At 67.9% G+C, this 15,092-nt stretch carries 20 protein-coding genes and 2 tRNA genes; 12 read left to right on the top strand and 10 right to left on the bottom strand.

Annotated elements, in window-relative coordinates; genetic code table 11:
- The first annotated feature begins 170 nt into the window (after positions 1-170).
- Positions 171-1,433 carry a phosphoserine phosphatase SerB gene (gene serB / locus BLS40_RS05875; protein ID WP_092149998.1) on the top strand — a complete coding sequence of 421 codons (1,263 nt, stop codon included), beginning with the start codon at positions 171-173 and terminating at the stop codon, positions 1,431-1,433.
- Here the strand turns inward: serB and BLS40_RS05870 are convergent.
- Positions 1,430-3,388, bottom strand: coding sequence for an ATP-dependent DNA helicase (locus BLS40_RS05870; protein WP_092149995.1), 1,959 nt, complete (start codon positions 3,386-3,388; stop codon positions 1,430-1,432). The two genes, serB and BLS40_RS05870, sit on opposite strands and share 4 nt — an antisense overlap.
- Before the next feature lie 6 nt (positions 3,389-3,394).
- On the bottom strand, positions 3,395-4,732 hold the full coding sequence (locus BLS40_RS05865; protein WP_092149992.1) for a nicotinate phosphoribosyltransferase: 1,338 nt from the start codon (positions 4,730-4,732) through the stop codon (positions 3,395-3,397).
- Between the two features lie 93 nt (positions 4,733-4,825).
- Between BLS40_RS05865 and clpS the strand changes: the two genes are divergently transcribed.
- The 8 genes from clpS to BLS40_RS05825 all read left to right on the top strand — a co-directional run bounded on the left by clpS (position 4,826) and on the right by BLS40_RS05825 (position 9,840).
- Positions 4,826-5,125, top strand: a complete 300-nt coding sequence (gene clpS, locus BLS40_RS05860) for an ATP-dependent Clp protease adapter ClpS (protein ID WP_092149989.1) — start codon at positions 4,826-4,828, stop codon at positions 5,123-5,125.
- A 12-nt stretch (positions 5,126-5,137) separates the two neighbouring features.
- Positions 5,138-5,677: a DUF2017 domain-containing protein gene (locus tag BLS40_RS05855; protein ID WP_092149986.1), complete on the top strand. Its 540-nt coding sequence runs from the start codon at positions 5,138-5,140 to the stop codon at positions 5,675-5,677.
- Between the two features lie 19 nt (positions 5,678-5,696).
- Complete coding sequence (locus tag BLS40_RS05850; RefSeq protein WP_092149984.1) at positions 5,697-6,452, top strand: rhomboid family intramembrane serine protease; 756 nt, start codon at positions 5,697-5,699, stop codon at positions 6,450-6,452.
- Entirely contained in the window at positions 6,445-7,242 is a 798-nt protein-coding gene (gene murI / locus BLS40_RS05845; protein ID WP_092149982.1) for a glutamate racemase, read from the top strand. Before BLS40_RS05850 ends, murI begins: the two co-directional genes overlap by 8 nt.
- Before the next feature lie 61 nt (positions 7,243-7,303).
- Complete coding sequence (locus tag BLS40_RS05840; protein ID WP_092149980.1) at positions 7,304-8,071, top strand: MBL fold metallo-hydrolase; 768 nt, start codon at positions 7,304-7,306, stop codon at positions 8,069-8,071.
- Between the two features lie 13 nt (positions 8,072-8,084).
- Positions 8,085-8,825: a ribonuclease PH gene (gene rph / locus BLS40_RS05835; RefSeq protein WP_092149977.1), complete on the top strand. Its 741-nt coding sequence runs from the start codon at positions 8,085-8,087 to the stop codon at positions 8,823-8,825.
- On the top strand, positions 8,819-9,433 hold the full coding sequence (gene rdgB / locus BLS40_RS05830; protein ID WP_092149974.1) for an RdgB/HAM1 family non-canonical purine NTP pyrophosphatase: 615 nt from the start codon (positions 8,819-8,821) through the stop codon (positions 9,431-9,433). The genes rph and rdgB overlap by 7 nt, the downstream gene beginning before the upstream one ends.
- 26 nt (positions 9,434-9,459) lie before the next feature.
- Positions 9,460-9,840, top strand: coding sequence for a hypothetical protein (locus tag BLS40_RS05825; RefSeq protein ID WP_231908395.1), 381 nt, complete (start codon positions 9,460-9,462; stop codon positions 9,838-9,840).
- A 15-nt stretch (positions 9,841-9,855) separates the two neighbouring features.
- On the opposite strand, the gene BLS40_RS05820 is transcribed toward BLS40_RS05825, so the two are convergent.
- On the bottom strand, positions 9,856-10,209 hold the full coding sequence (locus BLS40_RS05820; protein WP_092149968.1) for a DUF3817 domain-containing protein: 354 nt from the start codon (positions 10,207-10,209) through the stop codon (positions 9,856-9,858).
- The gene (locus BLS40_RS05815) at positions 10,206-10,649 is read right to left on the bottom strand and encodes a hypothetical protein (RefSeq protein WP_092149965.1); all 444 of its coding nucleotides are present in this window, start codon (positions 10,647-10,649) and stop codon (positions 10,206-10,208) included. The genes BLS40_RS05820 and BLS40_RS05815 overlap by 4 nt, the downstream gene beginning before the upstream one ends.
- Before the next feature lie 100 nt (positions 10,650-10,749).
- On the opposite strand from BLS40_RS05815, the gene BLS40_RS05810 reads away from it, so the two are divergent.
- Positions 10,750-10,831 (top strand) — tRNA-Leu (locus BLS40_RS05810).
- On the opposite strand, the gene BLS40_RS05805 is transcribed toward BLS40_RS05810, so the two are convergent.
- From BLS40_RS05805 to BLS40_RS05795, 3 genes are read right to left on the bottom strand one after another with little or no spacing between them, the layout of a single operon-like run.
- On the bottom strand, positions 10,813-11,658 hold the full coding sequence (locus BLS40_RS05805; protein ID WP_092149962.1) for a hypothetical protein: 846 nt from the start codon (positions 11,656-11,658) through the stop codon (positions 10,813-10,815). The two genes, BLS40_RS05810 and BLS40_RS05805, sit on opposite strands and share 19 nt — an antisense overlap.
- A gap of 2 nt (positions 11,659-11,660) precedes the next feature.
- On the bottom strand, positions 11,661-12,014 hold the full coding sequence (locus tag BLS40_RS05800; protein ID WP_092149959.1) for a hypothetical protein: 354 nt from the start codon (positions 12,012-12,014) through the stop codon (positions 11,661-11,663).
- Between the two features lie 28 nt (positions 12,015-12,042).
- The gene (locus BLS40_RS05795; RefSeq protein WP_092149956.1) at positions 12,043-13,026 is read right to left on the bottom strand and encodes an alpha/beta hydrolase; all 984 of its coding nucleotides are present in this window, start codon (positions 13,024-13,026) and stop codon (positions 12,043-12,045) included.
- A 299-nt stretch (positions 13,027-13,325) separates the two neighbouring features.
- On the opposite strand from BLS40_RS05795, the gene BLS40_RS10960 reads away from it, so the two are divergent.
- Positions 13,326-13,466: a hypothetical protein gene (locus BLS40_RS10960; RefSeq protein WP_157672445.1), complete on the top strand. Its 141-nt coding sequence runs from the start codon at positions 13,326-13,328 to the stop codon at positions 13,464-13,466.
- Between the two features lie 10 nt (positions 13,467-13,476).
- Here BLS40_RS10960 and bcp read toward each other — a convergent pair whose 3' ends face one another.
- Positions 13,477-13,950 carry a thioredoxin-dependent thiol peroxidase gene (gene bcp, locus BLS40_RS05790; RefSeq protein ID WP_092149953.1) on the bottom strand — a complete coding sequence of 158 codons (474 nt, stop codon included), beginning with the start codon at positions 13,948-13,950 and terminating at the stop codon, positions 13,477-13,479.
- A 75-nt stretch (positions 13,951-14,025) separates the two neighbouring features.
- Between bcp and BLS40_RS05785 the strand changes: the two genes are divergently transcribed.
- The gene (locus tag BLS40_RS05785) at positions 14,026-14,301 is read left to right on the top strand and encodes a DUF3618 domain-containing protein (protein WP_092149950.1); all 276 of its coding nucleotides are present in this window, start codon (positions 14,026-14,028) and stop codon (positions 14,299-14,301) included.
- 63 nt (positions 14,302-14,364) lie between these two features.
- Here the strand turns inward: BLS40_RS05785 and BLS40_RS05780 are convergent, their stop codons facing one another.
- Positions 14,365-14,931, bottom strand: coding sequence for an isochorismatase family protein (locus tag BLS40_RS05780; RefSeq protein WP_092149947.1), 567 nt, complete (start codon positions 14,929-14,931; stop codon positions 14,365-14,367).
- A gap of 67 nt (positions 14,932-14,998) precedes the next feature.
- A tRNA-Lys gene (locus BLS40_RS05775) sits at positions 14,999-15,071 on the bottom strand.
- Between the last annotated feature and the right edge of the window lie 21 nt (positions 15,072-15,092).

The raw sequence follows: 15,092 nt of genomic DNA, 5'->3' as shown, positions 1-15,092 counted from the left end.
CGGGTGGGGGTCTTTGCTGTATGTCCCCGCCGGTGCGTGTTCGACCGGAAGGCGCTACGCGGTCTCTCGCGCCCCGGTTTGTCCGTTCCGGTCGAACGCAGGGTGAGCGCCGTTGGGTAGCATGAGCACCGTTAACCTCTCCCGACGCCCACTGACAGAAGGACCACCCAATGCCCGCTTTCGAGGTCGAACTCCAGCAGGGACTCAAGCATGCCGTCATCACAACCTCCGGCCCCGACCGCCCGGGTGTCTCCGCCGCGTTCTTCACCGTGCTGGCCAACCACGGCGTCCAGCTGCTCGACGTCTCCCAGGTCGACTTCCGCGGCCGCCTCATGCTCTCAACATTCGTGGGCATGGATCCGTTGAAGCTGACAGACCTCGAGCGCGAGCTGCGAGCGGGTCTGTGGGAGTTCGGGCAGCGCGTGACCATCGAAACGGGAGCAGAGGCGCGCGGCGTGTCCCGGCCGCGGTCCACCCACGTCATCGTGATGCTCGGCAACCCCGTGCAGGCGGAGCAGGTCTCCCGCCTCGGGGCCACCCTCGCGGGCTTCGGCGCGAACATCGACCGTATCAACGGGATCTCCAACTACCCGGTGACGGGTCTGGAGTTCCGGGTCACTCTGCCGGACTACGCCCCCGGCGGGGGACGCGAGGCACGCGAGGCCCTCGCGGAGTTGTCCAGGGAGCTGGGTGTGGACCTGGCCATGGAGCACGCCGGCCTGCACCGCCGAGCGAAGCGCTTAGTGTGCTTCGACTGCGACTCCACCCTCATTACCGGGGAGGTCATCGAGATGCTGGCGGCCCACGCCGGCAAGGAGGCCGAGGTGGCCGAGGTCACCGAGCGTGCGATGCGCGGCGAGCTCGACTTCGAGCAGTCACTGCGCGAACGGGTGGCCACGCTGGAGGGCCTCGACGCCTCCGTGATCGACGCCGTCGCCGCCGACATCCAGCTGACCCCGGGCGCGCGCACGACCATCCGCACCCTCAATTCGATGGGCTACCGCACGGCTGTCGTGTCCGGCGGGTTTATCCAGGTCCTGGAGGGGCTCGCCACGGAGCTCGACCTAGACTACGTGCGCGCCAACACCCTCGAGGTGGTGGACGGGAAGCTGACGGGCCGCGTGGTGGGGGAGATCGTCGACAGGCAGGCGAAGGCGCGGCTTCTCTCGGAGTTCGCGGAGGACTCGGGCCTGAAGATGTCGCAGACGGTGGCCGTGGGAGACGGCGCGAACGACATCGACATGCTCGGCGTGGCCGGTCTCGGCATCGCGTTTAACGCCAAGCCGGCCCTGCGCGAGGTGGCCGACGCGAGCGTGAACCACCCGTTTCTCGACGAGGTGCTCTACATCCTGGGCATCCCGCGCGAGGAGATCGACTACGCCAACGAGGCCGCGGGTATCGACGGCCGCGTGGCCCTGGGGGAGCGCGCCTAGCTCGCGACGAGGCGGCGCAGGGCTCCGCGGACGACCTCGGGGTCCGCGGTCTCCCAGAAGTCGGGCAGGCTCTTGCGCAGGAAGGAGCCGTAGCGTTTCGTCGCCAGCCGGTTGTCCAAGACGGCGACGACGCCGCGGTCGTCCACGGAGCGCAGGAGGCGGCCCGCCCCCTGCGCCATGAGCAGCGCGGCGTGGGTCGCCGAGACCTCCATGAACCCGGAGCGGCCGGCGGCGTCCGCGGCTTTCGAGCGAGCCTGGAGGAGGGGGTCGTCGGGGCGGGGGAAAGGGATGCGGTCGATGAGTACGAGCGACAGTGCGCGCCCGGGAACGTCGACACCCTGCCACAGTGTCAGCGTCCCGAACAGGCACGCGTTCTCGTTGGCGGCGAACTTGCTCACGAGCGCGCCGGTGGAGTCCTCCCCCTGGACGTAGATGTCGAAGGGGAGGCGCGCGCGCATCGCCTCGGCGGCCTGCTCGGCGGCGCGGCGCGAGGAGAACAGGCCGAGGGTGCGGCCGCCGGCCGCGGTGATCAGCTCGGCCATCTCGTCGAGGGTGTCGTCGGCCAGCCCGTCGCGCCCGGGCGTCGGCAAGTGGGCGGCGGTGTACAGGATGCCGGAGGAGCGGGGATGAAACGGTGTGCCCGCGTCCATGCTGTCCCAGGCGCCGTCGGGAAGCCCCCAGGCGGCGGCGACGGCCCTGAAATTGCCGCCGATGGTGAGCGTGGCGGAGGTGAGCACCACGGTGTGCTCGCCAAAGAGGCGCTCACGCAGCAGGGACGCCACGGACAGCGGGGCGACGGACACGGAATCGCCGTACCGGTCAGACCGGGTTAGCCACACCACGTCGGTGTGCTTGGCGGGGTCGTCCTCGTCGAAGATACCGAGGATGCGGACGATGGCGTCGTGCAGGTCGGTGAGGTGGTTCTTCAGGTTCTCCCGCTCGGCGAAGGTCTCCGGCTGGTTCTGCGCCTCCCCGTCGGGGCTTGCGCCGATGGCTTCGCGCGTACGCCACAGGGCGTCGCGCACCGCCACGAACCCGCCGCGGGCGGCGTCGGAGATGTTCTCCCACCGGCCGGGCTCCTCGAGGTTCAGGGCCGCGGAGAAGTCGTCCGCGACCGATTCGAGGGCGCCCTTCTTAGCGCCGAGCTTGTCCGCGCGTCTCGACGCCATGGTCAGCGCCCGGGCCGAAATCTCGCTGGTGGCCACGGAGGTGATGCGCCCGTCGAGCTCGTGGGCCTCGTCGATGATGACCACGTCGTGCTCGGGCAGCACGGCGGTGTCCGCCAGCGCGTCGATGGCGAGCAGGGCGTGGTTGGTCACCACGAGGTCCGCTTCGCGGGTGCGCTCCCGGGCCAGCTCGGCGAAGCAGTCCTCGCCGTGCGGGCAGCGTGACGCCCCGAGGCACTCGGTGGAGGTGACCGAGACCTGCCGCCAAGCGAGGTCGGGCACCCCGGGCTCCAAGTCGTCGCGGTCGCCGGTCTCTGTGCCCTGCGCCCACTCGTTGACACGCTTGACGTGGCGGCCGAGCCAGGAGATGTCGTCCTCCTCGATCAGCGCCTCCGGCACGTCGGAGGGGAGCGAGAGTTTGTGCAGGCACACGTAGTTGTTGCGCCCCTTCTGGATCGCGAAGGTGGGGCGGCGCTGGAGCAGCGGCTCTAGGGCGTCGGCGAGCCGGGGAAGGTCGCGCTCGATGAGCTGGCGCTGCAGGGCGATCGTCGCGGTGGAGATCACCACGGTGCCGCCGGTGGCCTGGGCGTGGCGGATCGCGGGCACGAGGTAGGCCAGCGATTTCCCGGTGCCCGTGCCCGCCTGGACGGCGAGGTGGCGCTGCGATTCCAGCGCGGTGGTCACTGCGTTCGCCATGGCTATCTGGCCGGGGCGCCGCGCGCCGCCGAGAGCGGTCACGGCGGCGGCGAGGAGTTCCTCGGTGGACTGCGTTAGGGGCTGGTCGCTCACGGGCGCTTACTCCGTGGGCTCAGGGAAGCCCACGAAACGGGTCGGGATCGCCGGTTCGTCCCGGGATAGGGCCAGGCCCTCCCACGGCAGGGTGGTGCGGGCCAGGGCGAGGTAATCGCGGGTCTGCTCGAGGTCATTGAGGTTTTCCACGATCTCCCCGTCGCGGATCAAGGGGATAACCATCTCGCGGTAGGACAGGGACGGATTGTGCGTGATCTCCCCGCCCGAGGGGTAGATGAGCTCCGCCACCGCGACGCCCGAGGCGCGGTAGGCGCGCTGGGCTGACTTCGTGCCCCCGTAGGTGATCTTGCCACGCGAGCGCTTCGCCACGGGGTGCCCCTCCACCTCGACCAGCTTGTACACCATGCCGGCGGTGGGGGCGCCAGAGCCCGTGACCACGGAGGTGCCCACGCCGAAGACGTCGACCGGGTCGCCGCGCAGGCCGGCGATGACGAACTCGTCCAGGTCGGAGGAGACGACGATTTTGGTGTTGACCGCGCCCGCGTCGTCAAGCTGCTTGCGCACCTGGCGGGAGACGATGCCGAGGTCGCCGGAGTCGATGCGCACCGCGCCGAGCTCCGTGCCCGCGACCTCGAGGGCGTTGGCGACGCCCTGGGTGATGTCGAAGGTGTCCACCAGAAGCGTGGTGTCCGGCCCGAGGCTGTCCACCTGGGCCTGGAACGCCGCCTTTTCGTTCGGCGTGCCGTCGGCGCCGACGTGGAGCAGGGTCCAGGCGTGGGCCGACGTGCCCGACTTCGGGATTCCGTAGCGCAGCGCCGCCTCCAGGTTCGAGGTGGAGGAGAACCCGGCGATGTAGGCGGCGCGGGCCGCGGACACGGCCGCGTGCTCGTTGGTGCGGCGGGAACCCATCTCGATGATGGGGCGCCCCTGCGCGGCGGTGACCATGCGCGAGGCGGCAGAGGCGACGGCGGAGTCCGAGTTCAAGATGGACAAGATCACCGTCTCTAAGATCACGCACTCCGCGAACGTCCCGCGCACCGTCATCAAGGGGGAGTAGGGGAAGTAGATTTCGCCCTCTCGGTAGCCGTCGATCTGGCCCGAGAAGCGGTAGTTGCGCAGGTAGTCCTTCGTGCGCTCCGAGAGGAACTCGGCGGAGGCGAGTTGCTGCTCCGTGAAGCGGAATTTGCACACCGCGTCCAGCACGCGGGCCGTGCCGGCGAGGACTCCGTAGCGGCGGCCGTCGGAAAGCTTGCGGGCGAACACCTCGAAGGTGCACTGGCGCTCGGCCGTTCCATCCTTGAACGCGGCGTCGAGCATGGTCAGCTCGTACATGTCGGTCAAAAACGCCGTCGAGTCATGCGGTGTGGGCTCAAAGTCGGTCATGCGTCAACAGCGTACCCGCCGCCTGCGCGCATGAGACGGCGAGCGGGTAAAGTTGGCCCCATGATTCGTACAGGTTCGTCACATCCGAGCGTCATGGGGTCGCCGCTGGCGTCCCCGGAACTGGACGAACAGCTCGACGTCGACGTCGTCGTGAGCGAGAACCTGCCCTGGATGTGCATCGTGTGGGACGACCCGGTCAACCTGATGAGCTACGTCAGCTACGTGTTCCAGACCGTCCTGGGCTACGACCGCAAGCGGGCCAATGAGCTGATGATGCAGGTGCACACCGAGGGCAAGGCCGTCGTCTCCTCCGGCGAGAAGGACAAGGTGGAGGGCGACGTGAAGAAGCTGCATACCGCCGGGCTCTGGGCGACGATGCAGCAGGCCGGGTAAGGGGGCTACGGCATGGACAATTGGAAGCGCAAGAAGGGGCTGATGCGCTCAGGCGTGAAGTACACCACCCGGTTCGATCCGCTGGAACGCGAGGTCATCGGGGATCTCACCGCCACCGTGTCCGAGGCGCTCATCGCCCGGGCGCAGTCCGCGCCGAAGGACGAGTTCGGCGAGATGATGGGCCTGTCCACCGGGCACTCCCAGGCGCCGGAGGACCCGAAGCTGCGCCGGCTCCTGCCCGATTTCGAGATGGAGGGGGATGAGGAGTTCGACGGCGACAACGGCTTGTTGCGCAGCCTGCACGAAAACGACATCATCAGGGCCAAGCTGATGAACCTCCAAGTGGTCAACGAGGCCCTCGGCCCGACCGGGGGCGTGGACGTCTCCATCGACGAGGCGGATGCGCAGCGCTTCGTTGCGGCGCTCAACGACATGCGCCTCTATGTCTCCGAGGACGACCGCGGGGGAGAGGCCCAGGCGCAGGACCGGGAGACGCTGCTGGACTGGCTGGCCTTCTGCCAGGACTCGCTGCTGGCAGCCATGATGGGTTAGGCGCGTAGGCTCGTTCGGGATGACGTACAACAACCCCTACCCCAACCCCGCGCCGCGCGGCGGCTTCGGCAGGCCCCCCGCCGTCGGGTCCTCCTACCCGCCGCGCATGCCCGTTCCGGGCGGACCGCTCGCCCCGCCGCAGCGCCAATACGCGAAGACGCGGGCGCAGAAGCGCGGCACCGGCCTGCGATTCGCCTTCGGCTACCTCGCGGTGCTGTGGGCGGTGTTCTTCCTCAACGCGCTGCTGTTCGGGGGTGGCCTCAACTACTTCGGCATCCACCCGCTGGATCCGAGCGCGCTGCTGCACATTGTCACCGCCCCGTTCCTGCACGCGGACATCAACCACCTGATCTCCAACTCGATCCCGGGTGCGGTGTTCTGCTTCCTCATCGGCTACTCGGGGTCACGGGTGTTCTGGGAGGTTACCATCATCGCGGCGGTGACCGCGGGGCTGGGCACGTGGTTTGTCGGCGGGATCGGAACCAACCACATCGGCGCGTCCGGCGTGGTCTACGGGTGGCTGACCTACCTGATTGTCCGGGGGTTTTTCAACCGCTCGTGGCAGCAGATCACCCTCGGTGTGGTGCTCGGCTTCTTCTACTCCGGCCTGATCTGGGGCGTTTTGCCGGGCACGCCGGGGGTCAGCTGGCAGGGGCACCTGTTCGGCGCGATCGGCGGGATTATCGCCGGCATGCTCATTACCTCCGACGATCCCCCGGAGCTTGCGCATCGCAGAGCCCAGCGCCAGGCATTGAAGGGGCAGCGGCGTGTCTGACTCCTCTCCCATCGGCATTTTTGACTCCGGTGTAGGTGGCCTGACCGTGGCGCGCGCGATGATGGACCAGCTGCACGGAGAATCGCTCATTTACATCGGCGATACCGCACACAGCCCCTACGGCCCGCAGCCCATCGCCCACGTGCGCGCCCACGCCCAGCGCATTGCCGACGAGCTCGTGGACCGCGGCGCGAAGATGCTGGTTATCGCCTGCAACACGGCCTCGGCCGCGTTCCTGCACGACGCCCGCGAGCGTTACGACGTCCCGGTGGTGGAGGTCATCCGGCCCGCCGTGCGCCGCGCGATTGCCGCCACCCGCAACAACCGGGTTGGGGTCATCGGCACCACCGGCACGATCAACTCCGGGGCCTACCAGGACCTGTTCTCGCTCAAACCCGGGTTGGAGGTGAGCGCGGCGGCGTGCCCGGCGTTCGTGGAGTTCGTCGAGCGCGGCATCACGTCCGGCAGGCAGATCCTCGGCGTGGCGCAGGGCTACCTCGAGCCGTTGCAGGCGGCCGGCGTGGACACGCTGGTTCTCGGCTGCACCCACTACCCGCTGCTCTCGGGCGTGATCCAGCTCGCGATGGGCGACGGCGTGACGCTGGTGTCGTCGGCGGAGGAGACCACCAAGGACGTGCTGCGCGTCCTCACGGAAAACGACATGCTGGCCCCGGCGGGGGCCGAGCCTACGCGGGTGTTCGAGTCCACCGGGGACCCGGAGGCGTTCAACCGGCTGGCGGGGCGCATCCTCGGCCCGCAGATCACGGCCGTGGGCCGCGCGGCGCGGTAGCGGCGCGCCGGGGAGTGCGCCCCGGTTCGATTCCGCGGCGTTTTCGTGGCATGGTGTTCCCATGAAATTGACCATTCTCGGGTGCTCGGGCAGCCTCAGCGCGCCCGGCAACCCCGGATCGTCCTACCTCATCACGGTGCCGGACCGCCCGGGCATCCTGATGGACTGCGGCCCGGGTGCGTTGGCCGCCCTGCAGGAGGTCTCCGACCCGTCCGACACGCACGTCATTTTCAGCCATCTCCACGCGGACCACTGCTCCGACGCGGCGTCGCTTCTGGTGTGGCGCCGCTACCACCCGACGGCCCCGTCCAGCCGCCGCCACTTCATGTTCGGCCCCTCCCACACCGCGCTGCATATCGGCCGGATGGGGGCGGACGGTCCGGACGAGGTAGACGACATCACCGACACCTTCGACTTTCGCCCGTGGGAGTCGAACCGCCCGGTGGACATCGAGGGCCTGACGGTTACCCCCGTGCCGGTGGATCACACGGCGAAGGAGTCGCACGCGCTGCGGGTGGAAGACCCCGCGGGCGCGGTGATCGCTTTTTCCGGCGACTCCGGGATGACGGACACGCTTGTCGACGCCGCACGCGACGCCGACATCTTCCTCTGCGAGGCGGCGTGGGGCCCGTCCCACGACGGGAAGCCGGACGGGATGCACCTGTCCGGGGCGCAGGCGGGCGAGATCGCGCGCCGGGCGGGCGTGCGCACGCTGGTGCTGGTGCACATTCAGCCGTGGGCGGACAAGGAGGCGACGCTCAACGCCGCGCGCAGCGAGTTCGACGGCGAGATTCTCCTCGGCGCCGCGGGGGACGTTTTCGACCTCTAGTACCCTTGCTGGCATGACTGAAACTGGGACTGTGTTCACCCGCAACGACGGCCGCGCCTTCGACGAGATGCGCCCGGTGCGCATCACCCGCGGCTTCACCTCGAACCCCGCGGGCAGCGTGCTCGTGGAGTTCGGCAACACCCGCGTCATGTGCACCGCCTCGGTGGAGGTCGGCGTGCCGCGCTTCAAGAAGGATTCGGGCGAGGGGTGGCTCACCGCCGAGTACGCGATGCTGCCGTCGGCCACGCACGAGCGCATGCCGCGCGAGTCCATGAAGGGCAAGGTCAAGGGTCGCACGCACGAGATTTCAAGGCTTGTGGGGCGCTCGCTGCGCGCCGCGGTGGATCTCACCCAGCTGGGCGAGAACACGATTCAGCTCGACTGCGATGTCCTACAGGCTGACGGCGGCACCCGCACGGCGTCGATCACCGGCGCCTACGTCGCACTCGCCGACGCCATCGCGTTTCTCACCGAGCGCGGGCTGGTCCCCGGGGAGCCGCTGCTGGCCCCGGTCGCGGCAGTCTCCGCCGGGCTTATCGACGGCCACGTCGCCCTCGACCTGCCCTACGAGGAGGATTCCCGAGCCGAGGTCGACCTCAACGTGGTCATGCGCGAGGGCGGCGACTTCGTGGAGATCCAGGGCACCGGCGAGCACGGCCTGTTCGGCCGCGCGGAGCTTGCCGCCATGCTCGACGTGGCCGAGAAGGGCTGCCGCGAGCTTATCGACGCCCAGAAGGCGGCGCTGGGGTGGTAGAGATACTCGTGGCCTCGGGCAACGCGAAGAAGCTGCGCGAGCTTGAGGCCGTTTTGGCCGAGCTCGGGATTGGCGGGGTGGAGCTGGTGTCCATGCGCGATGTGGAGCCCTACCCGGAGCCCACAGAGGATGGGCTAACATTCGCGGACAACGCACTGATCAAGGCGCGCGCGGGGGCGGCGGCGACGGGTCTGGCGTGCGTGGCGGACGATTCCGGCCTGGCCGTCGACGCGTTGCGGGGGATGCCAGGGGTGCTCTCAGCCCGGTGGTCGGGAACCCACGGCGACGATGACGCGAACAACGCGCTGCTGCTGGCCCAGATGTCCGATATCGGGTTGCGCGACTGCGCGTTCGTGTCCTGCTGCGCGCTGGTGACCCCGGCGGGCGACGAGTTCACGGCGGAGGGGCGCTGGGAGGGGACGCTCCTGCGAGCGCCGCGCGGGGAAAACGGCTTCGGCTACGACCCGATCTTCGCGCCGGGCGACGCGGGTGGGAAGTCGGCCGCCGAGCTGAGCGCCGCGGAGAAGAACGCGCGCTCGCACCGGGCCCGCGCGCTGCGGGGGCTCGCGCCCAGCATTGCCGCCCTTGCGGGCTCTGCCCGCGCCTGAGACGCTGTTCACGCTACAGTGAAAGAATGATGACTCTCAAGACGATCACCGCAGCAGCCACCATCCTCGCCACCGGCACGCTTCTCGCGGCGTGCGGCTCCTCGAATGACTACGACGGCACCTGGACGGGCCAGGCCACCCCGGCCGACGCGTCGAAGGGCCAGGCGACGGCCGAGATCATCCTCGACGGCGGGGACTGCGAGTGGACCGTGACCGAGGCGACCGGCGAGGTCAACGACGCAAAGTGCGAGCGCGACGGCGAGGACTTCCAATTCGTCGATCCGAAGACGGGCCGCGACCTCAACTACACCTCCCAGCTCAACGGCGACACGCTGACCCTGAACCCGGACAACGGCCAGGCCGAGGGGTTTGGCACGATCGTGCTCACTCGCGCGGCCGGGAAATAGCCTGGCAAACGGGTCTTACCCCGCGAGCTGGAAGGTCTGGGTGACCTGACGGCGGCGCTTGGCCTCGACGAAGAACGACATCAGGGGCACCACGCCGGACAGCGCGGTGGTCAGCCACTCGACGGCGGACCACCGCGCCTTCGTGCCCAAATTGAGCGACGCCATGAGGAACGCGATGAACGCGAGCCCGTGCACGCGGGCGACCCATTCCAAAGCGCTGACGTCCATGTTCAGCAGGTACTGCATCACCATGCGCACCACGAGCAGCAGGAGCAGGGTGCCCGTGATCCACGCCGTGACGGAAAAGATCGTGAGTGCGTTCTTCACGCGGCGCTGGCGTTCCGGGTGGATTCTCTGCGGGGTGGTCATGAGGTGCCTTTCTGGGGTTCTTCATCGGGGCGTAGTCCGCGGCGCGGCCGGTTGAGCTCGTTGAACTCCTCCACATTGAGCTCCGGGCGCGGAGGCAGGATATCGGCGTCGATCTCCGTGGGTGCGTCCGCGTCGTCGCGTCCGTAGCGGGCGAGATCCGCCTGGTAGAGCTCGTCGAGGGCGTCTCCCGCGTTGACGGCGTCGATCTTCTCGTTTTCCATCCGGATGCCGGCGCGGTAGGCGTAGACGAAGAACGCCCCGAAGAACGGCCATTGCAGAGCGTAGCCCAGGTTCTGGAAGGTGCCGGAGCCGGATTGGTAGCGCGTCCATTGCCAGTAGGCCAGCAGTAACGAGGTCACGACCGCGAGAATGAGGAGCACGATGTGCCAGGCGCGGACCCGGATGCGGGACCGCTTCTGTGGCTCGTGGGGTTCATTCACAACGAAACACTCTACCAAGTTGCCCAGTCCATCAAAAGTATGATGCCTCCGGCGCGATTCCTGTGGGGTAGGGACCGCCATGTAACATGTTGGCTTGCACGCGCTCGTGGCGGAATTGGCAGACGCGCTGGATTTAGGTTCCAGTGTCCTCGGACGTGGGAGTTCAAGTCTCCCCGGGCGCACCGTTATTCTTGCCCCAGCGCTCCTTCTCCCGCTCGGACTTCCGGTGGTTGCGGATGGCCAGCACCCCGACGACGAGGCCGGCGAGGACGGGGACCCAGATCTTGGAGTACCCCAGCAGGAAAAGGAGCCAGGCGGGCAGCTGGGGCCAGGCGATCTCCGGGAACGGCACGCGGGGTGTGGGCAGGTAAATCTGCGGGAGCTGCGGCACCGGCAGGTAGATGCCCGGCACCTCCACGTCGGGGACGAATTGGCGCAGCCAATCGACGATTCTTTCGATCACCCGGCCGACGATGGGGCCCAGGATGAGCGCCGCCAAGGCCCACCCGCCCTTGCCCAGGCCAGTGGCCAGCGGGTATACAACGCGCTTGAACGCGCTCGATTCCATCTCACGCCGGCGCTTTTCCCCGCGGCTGCCGGGCGGCGGGTCGAACTCCACCACGGTGGGGCCTTCGCGGTAGTCCACGCTCAGCAGGTCGTCGAAGAAGTTCGCCTCGATGCTCAGGTGCGGTCTGGAGCGGTCAGAAACGACGAAGCTGCCGCGCATCTCGCGGCTGGGCTCGGTCAGGGGGATGCGGCCGGAGGAGACCATTAAGTAGCGCGCCACGACGCGCCCGGCCACGCTCACCTGCAGGCGCATCGGGGGGTTGGCGCTGAGGTCGGACAGCCGCTCGCGTATCGACGCCTCCGTTGGCGTGTGCCGGATCTCGCGAATGTCACCCTCGGCGGGGGTGGGCCAGTCGGGGTAGAGATCGGTGAACTCGGCGTCGTACCCGCGCTCGACTCGGATGGCACCGAGCTCCGGGTGCTCGAGCGCCCACACCTCCACGGCTACCTCGCCCCGCCGCGCAGGGCGCGCCCGGCCGCGCCGCCCAAGGCGCACAGCACGAAGACCCCGACGGCGTAGATCCACGTGCCGGGGTTATACATCATCAGGGTGGACACCCAGAAAATGGCGGCGGCGATGGCGGGGAAGGACCAGGTGAAGCGGAACCACGCGGCGTCGACAAGCCCGAGGGCGACGGAGGCGGCCGGGAGGTAGACGAGAAGCGTCGCGGTGGTCGCCTCCGCGCTCATGCTCACCGCGAGGAACGGGGGGATGAGGAACAAGGCCAAAAACGCCAGCGCAAGGGTGAGGTACTGCGCGCCGGAGCGGCCGGGTAGCGTGGTGTCGGCGGTGACCATGCGCGACAGTATACAGTTGGGAATACCTTTACAGCGGCTGCTTGCCCAGCGCCGGGGCGAGCGTCGGCCACGAATCAGGCACGGCCCACTTAAACGAGTTCCAATTGTGCGTGCCTTGCGGGTAGAACCTGGCCACATGGTCGATGCCGCGCATGGTCATCCGCTGGTGCAGAACGTGCGTGCACACGTTGGCGCCGATGTCGATCCGTCCGCCAACGGTGACGAAGTTGATCGCCTGCTCCACATCGCCCGGGGCCACGTCGTTCGTGGTGGTCAGCGACTCCGAGCCCGCGAGCCCGCTTGTCGACGAGATAAAGATGGCGACGTCCTTACCCTGGAACTCGTCGGAGAGCTTCCGCAGGTTGAGCATCGGGTCGTAGTAGCGCGCGTAGTCGCCCTGCGGGTCGCCCCAGACGTCCTCGAACGTCAGCGGAATGTGCGCGGACGCGAACACCTCGTCGGCCGCGATCTTGCCCAGCGGGCTCGTCGTGGAGGCGCAGCCGGAGATGGACGCGACGCCGTCGTAGGTGCCCGGGTTGTTCTGCGCGAGGGAGAGCGCGGACGTGGCGGACATGGACACGCCCATAATGGCCCGCTTGCCGTTCGCGCCGAGCACGGGCTCCAGCCCGAGGGGCAGCTCGCCCGCGAGGAACGTGTCCCACTGGTCGTTGCCCTGGATCCAGTTGGTGTAGCAGGAAAACGCCCCCGACGTGACCATGACGACGTTGACGCCCCGGGACGTGTAGAAGTCCACTGCGTCGGTGAACTGGAACCACCCGGTGCCGCCAATCAGCCCATTGAGCAGGTAGATCGTGGGGGCATCCTCGCGCAGCACCGGATCCTCCGGGCGGGCAATGAGCATGTTCACGTTCATGTTCATCGCAGGGGAGTAGGCCTCGGCGTATTCGACGCCGGGGACGTTGCCCAGGACCCACGTTTCGTCGTCGCTAAGCGGGCGCGAGGGCTCGAAACGGATCTGCGCCGGTTGCGGACCCGGGCGCTCCCAGGTCACCAGCGGGGCGTCGTCGCCGGCGACGGAAACGGCGGAGGAACCTCCCGACGACAGAGACGACTGCGTGGACAGGGAGGACAGAATCCCCGCGGTGGAGCTCAGCGCGTGCGCGGGGGCGGGGCCACTACGGCTGCCGCGGCCATGAGTGAGGCGCAGGCGAGCGCTGTTCGGGCGCCGGTGCGGAATCTACGGAGGGGAGGAGGCGTCATGGTGCCCGACTTTCTTGCAACGCATCCACTTCGAAATGTGGATTAAGGGGAGGACTCTTTCTTACATCTTCCGAGAAAAGGAAACGTTACATGTCAACTAGCCTCGCCGCGCTCTTTCCGCCGATACTGTGGGACCCGATCATTAACGTCCTCACCAGCATTCTCGGGCCGCTGGCCCAATCCTCGGCGCCCCTGTCCGCGCTGGCGTCCTCGGCCGCAGGACTGTTCTGAGAGCTGCCGCCTACACCGGCCAATCGCGCAGAATGCGCCCGACGTGCCCGGAAGCGCGGACGTTGTACTGAAGCTGCTCGATAGTGCCGTCCGCGCCGACGAGGAACGTCGACCGGATGACTCCCACGACCGTCTTGCCGTAGTTCTGCTTTTCGCCGTACGCTCCCCAGGCCCGCATGACGGACTTCTCCGGGTCGGAGAGCAGTTCGATCTTCAGGTCGTGGTCGGCGCGGAACTTCGCCAGCGCCTCCGGGGAGTCCGGGCTGATGCCGACGACGTCCACCTCGGCGTCGTTGAAGTCGCTGAGCTTTTCCGAGAACTCGCACGCCTCGGTGGTGCAGCCGGGGGTGTTTGCGCGCGGGAAGAAATAGACGAGCACCCTGCGCCCCGCGTAGTCCGCGAGGGACACGGTTGCGCCAGAGTCGTTGACGAGGCTGAAGGGGGGTGCGACGTCGCCCTGTTCCAAACGAGTGTTTTCGGTCATGCTTCCCGTTTTTACACTAATGTGGGAGCAAGATTGTTTTGGATTAGACAAGCGCAGACGTAGGAGAACAACACCGTGGCACGAGACATCAACGACATCGAGCGCGACATCGAGCGCACCCGCAACCAGCTCGCCAGCACCCTCGACGAGCTCGCCCACCGCGCTAACCCGTCCACGATCGCGGACAACGCGAAGGGCAAGGCCGCCGGCCTGTTCCAGGACGAGACCGTGCAGAAGGTCCTCGCCGGCATCGGCGTCGGCGTCACTGTCCTCGTGGGCATCAAGATGCTCAACGGCCGCAAGCGCAAGAAGGAGCTCAAAGAGCTGCAGCGCCTCCTGGCCCGCCGCTAGCCCTTCGGACTACCGCACGCCCCCCGCGACAACCGCCCGCCGGTTCGCGGGGGCTTTTTTCAGCTACAGCACCTCGGCGCCCGCTGCCCGCATTTCCTCCAGGGCGGCGTCGCCACGGGCGTCGTCGACGGGAGAGCACATGTGGGAGAACACTCTCACGGCGAATCCCTCGCGCAAGGCGTCGAGAACGGTGGCGCGCACGCAGTGGTCCGTGGCAATGCCGCAGACGTCGATCGCGGAGATGCCCTCGCCGCGCAGCCAGTCACCCAGCAGGACACCCTCATTGGCGGCCTCGAACCCCGAATAGGCAGCGCTGTACTCGCCCTTGCGGAAGTACGCCCCGATGCGTGCAGGGTCGATGGGGGAGCGAAGCTGCGCACCCTCAGATTCGGCGACGCAGTGCACAGGCCACGAATCCACGAAATCGGGGGTGTCGGAGAAGTGGGCGCCCGGGTCGATGTGCCAGTCCTGGGTGGCAAGAACGTGCGAATAGGAGTGATCGCGCTCGAGGAGTTCGGCGATTGCCCGCGCGACGTCGTCGCCGCGCGCCGTGGCGAGAGCGCCCCCGGGGCAGAAGTCATTTTGCACGTCGACGACGACGAGAGCGGTGTTTGTCTGGTGGGTTGTCATAGTGGTTAAACTTACCCCCGCATGGCGACAGGCCGGGAGGAAATCCTCTCCGGCCTGCGGTTTACTGTGCGCCATCAGGGAATCGAACCCCGAACCCACTGATTAAGAGTCAGTTGCTCTACCAATTGAGCTAATGGCGCATGCCCTTCACGTCTGCAGTG

Source organism: Corynebacterium mycetoides, from assembly GCF_900103625.1.
In the GTDB taxonomy this organism is placed as follows: Bacteria; Actinomycetota; Actinomycetes; order Mycobacteriales; family Mycobacteriaceae; genus Corynebacterium; species Corynebacterium mycetoides.
Note: the sequence above shows the minus strand (reverse complement) of the source record. Positions and strands in the feature narration are given on the sequence as shown.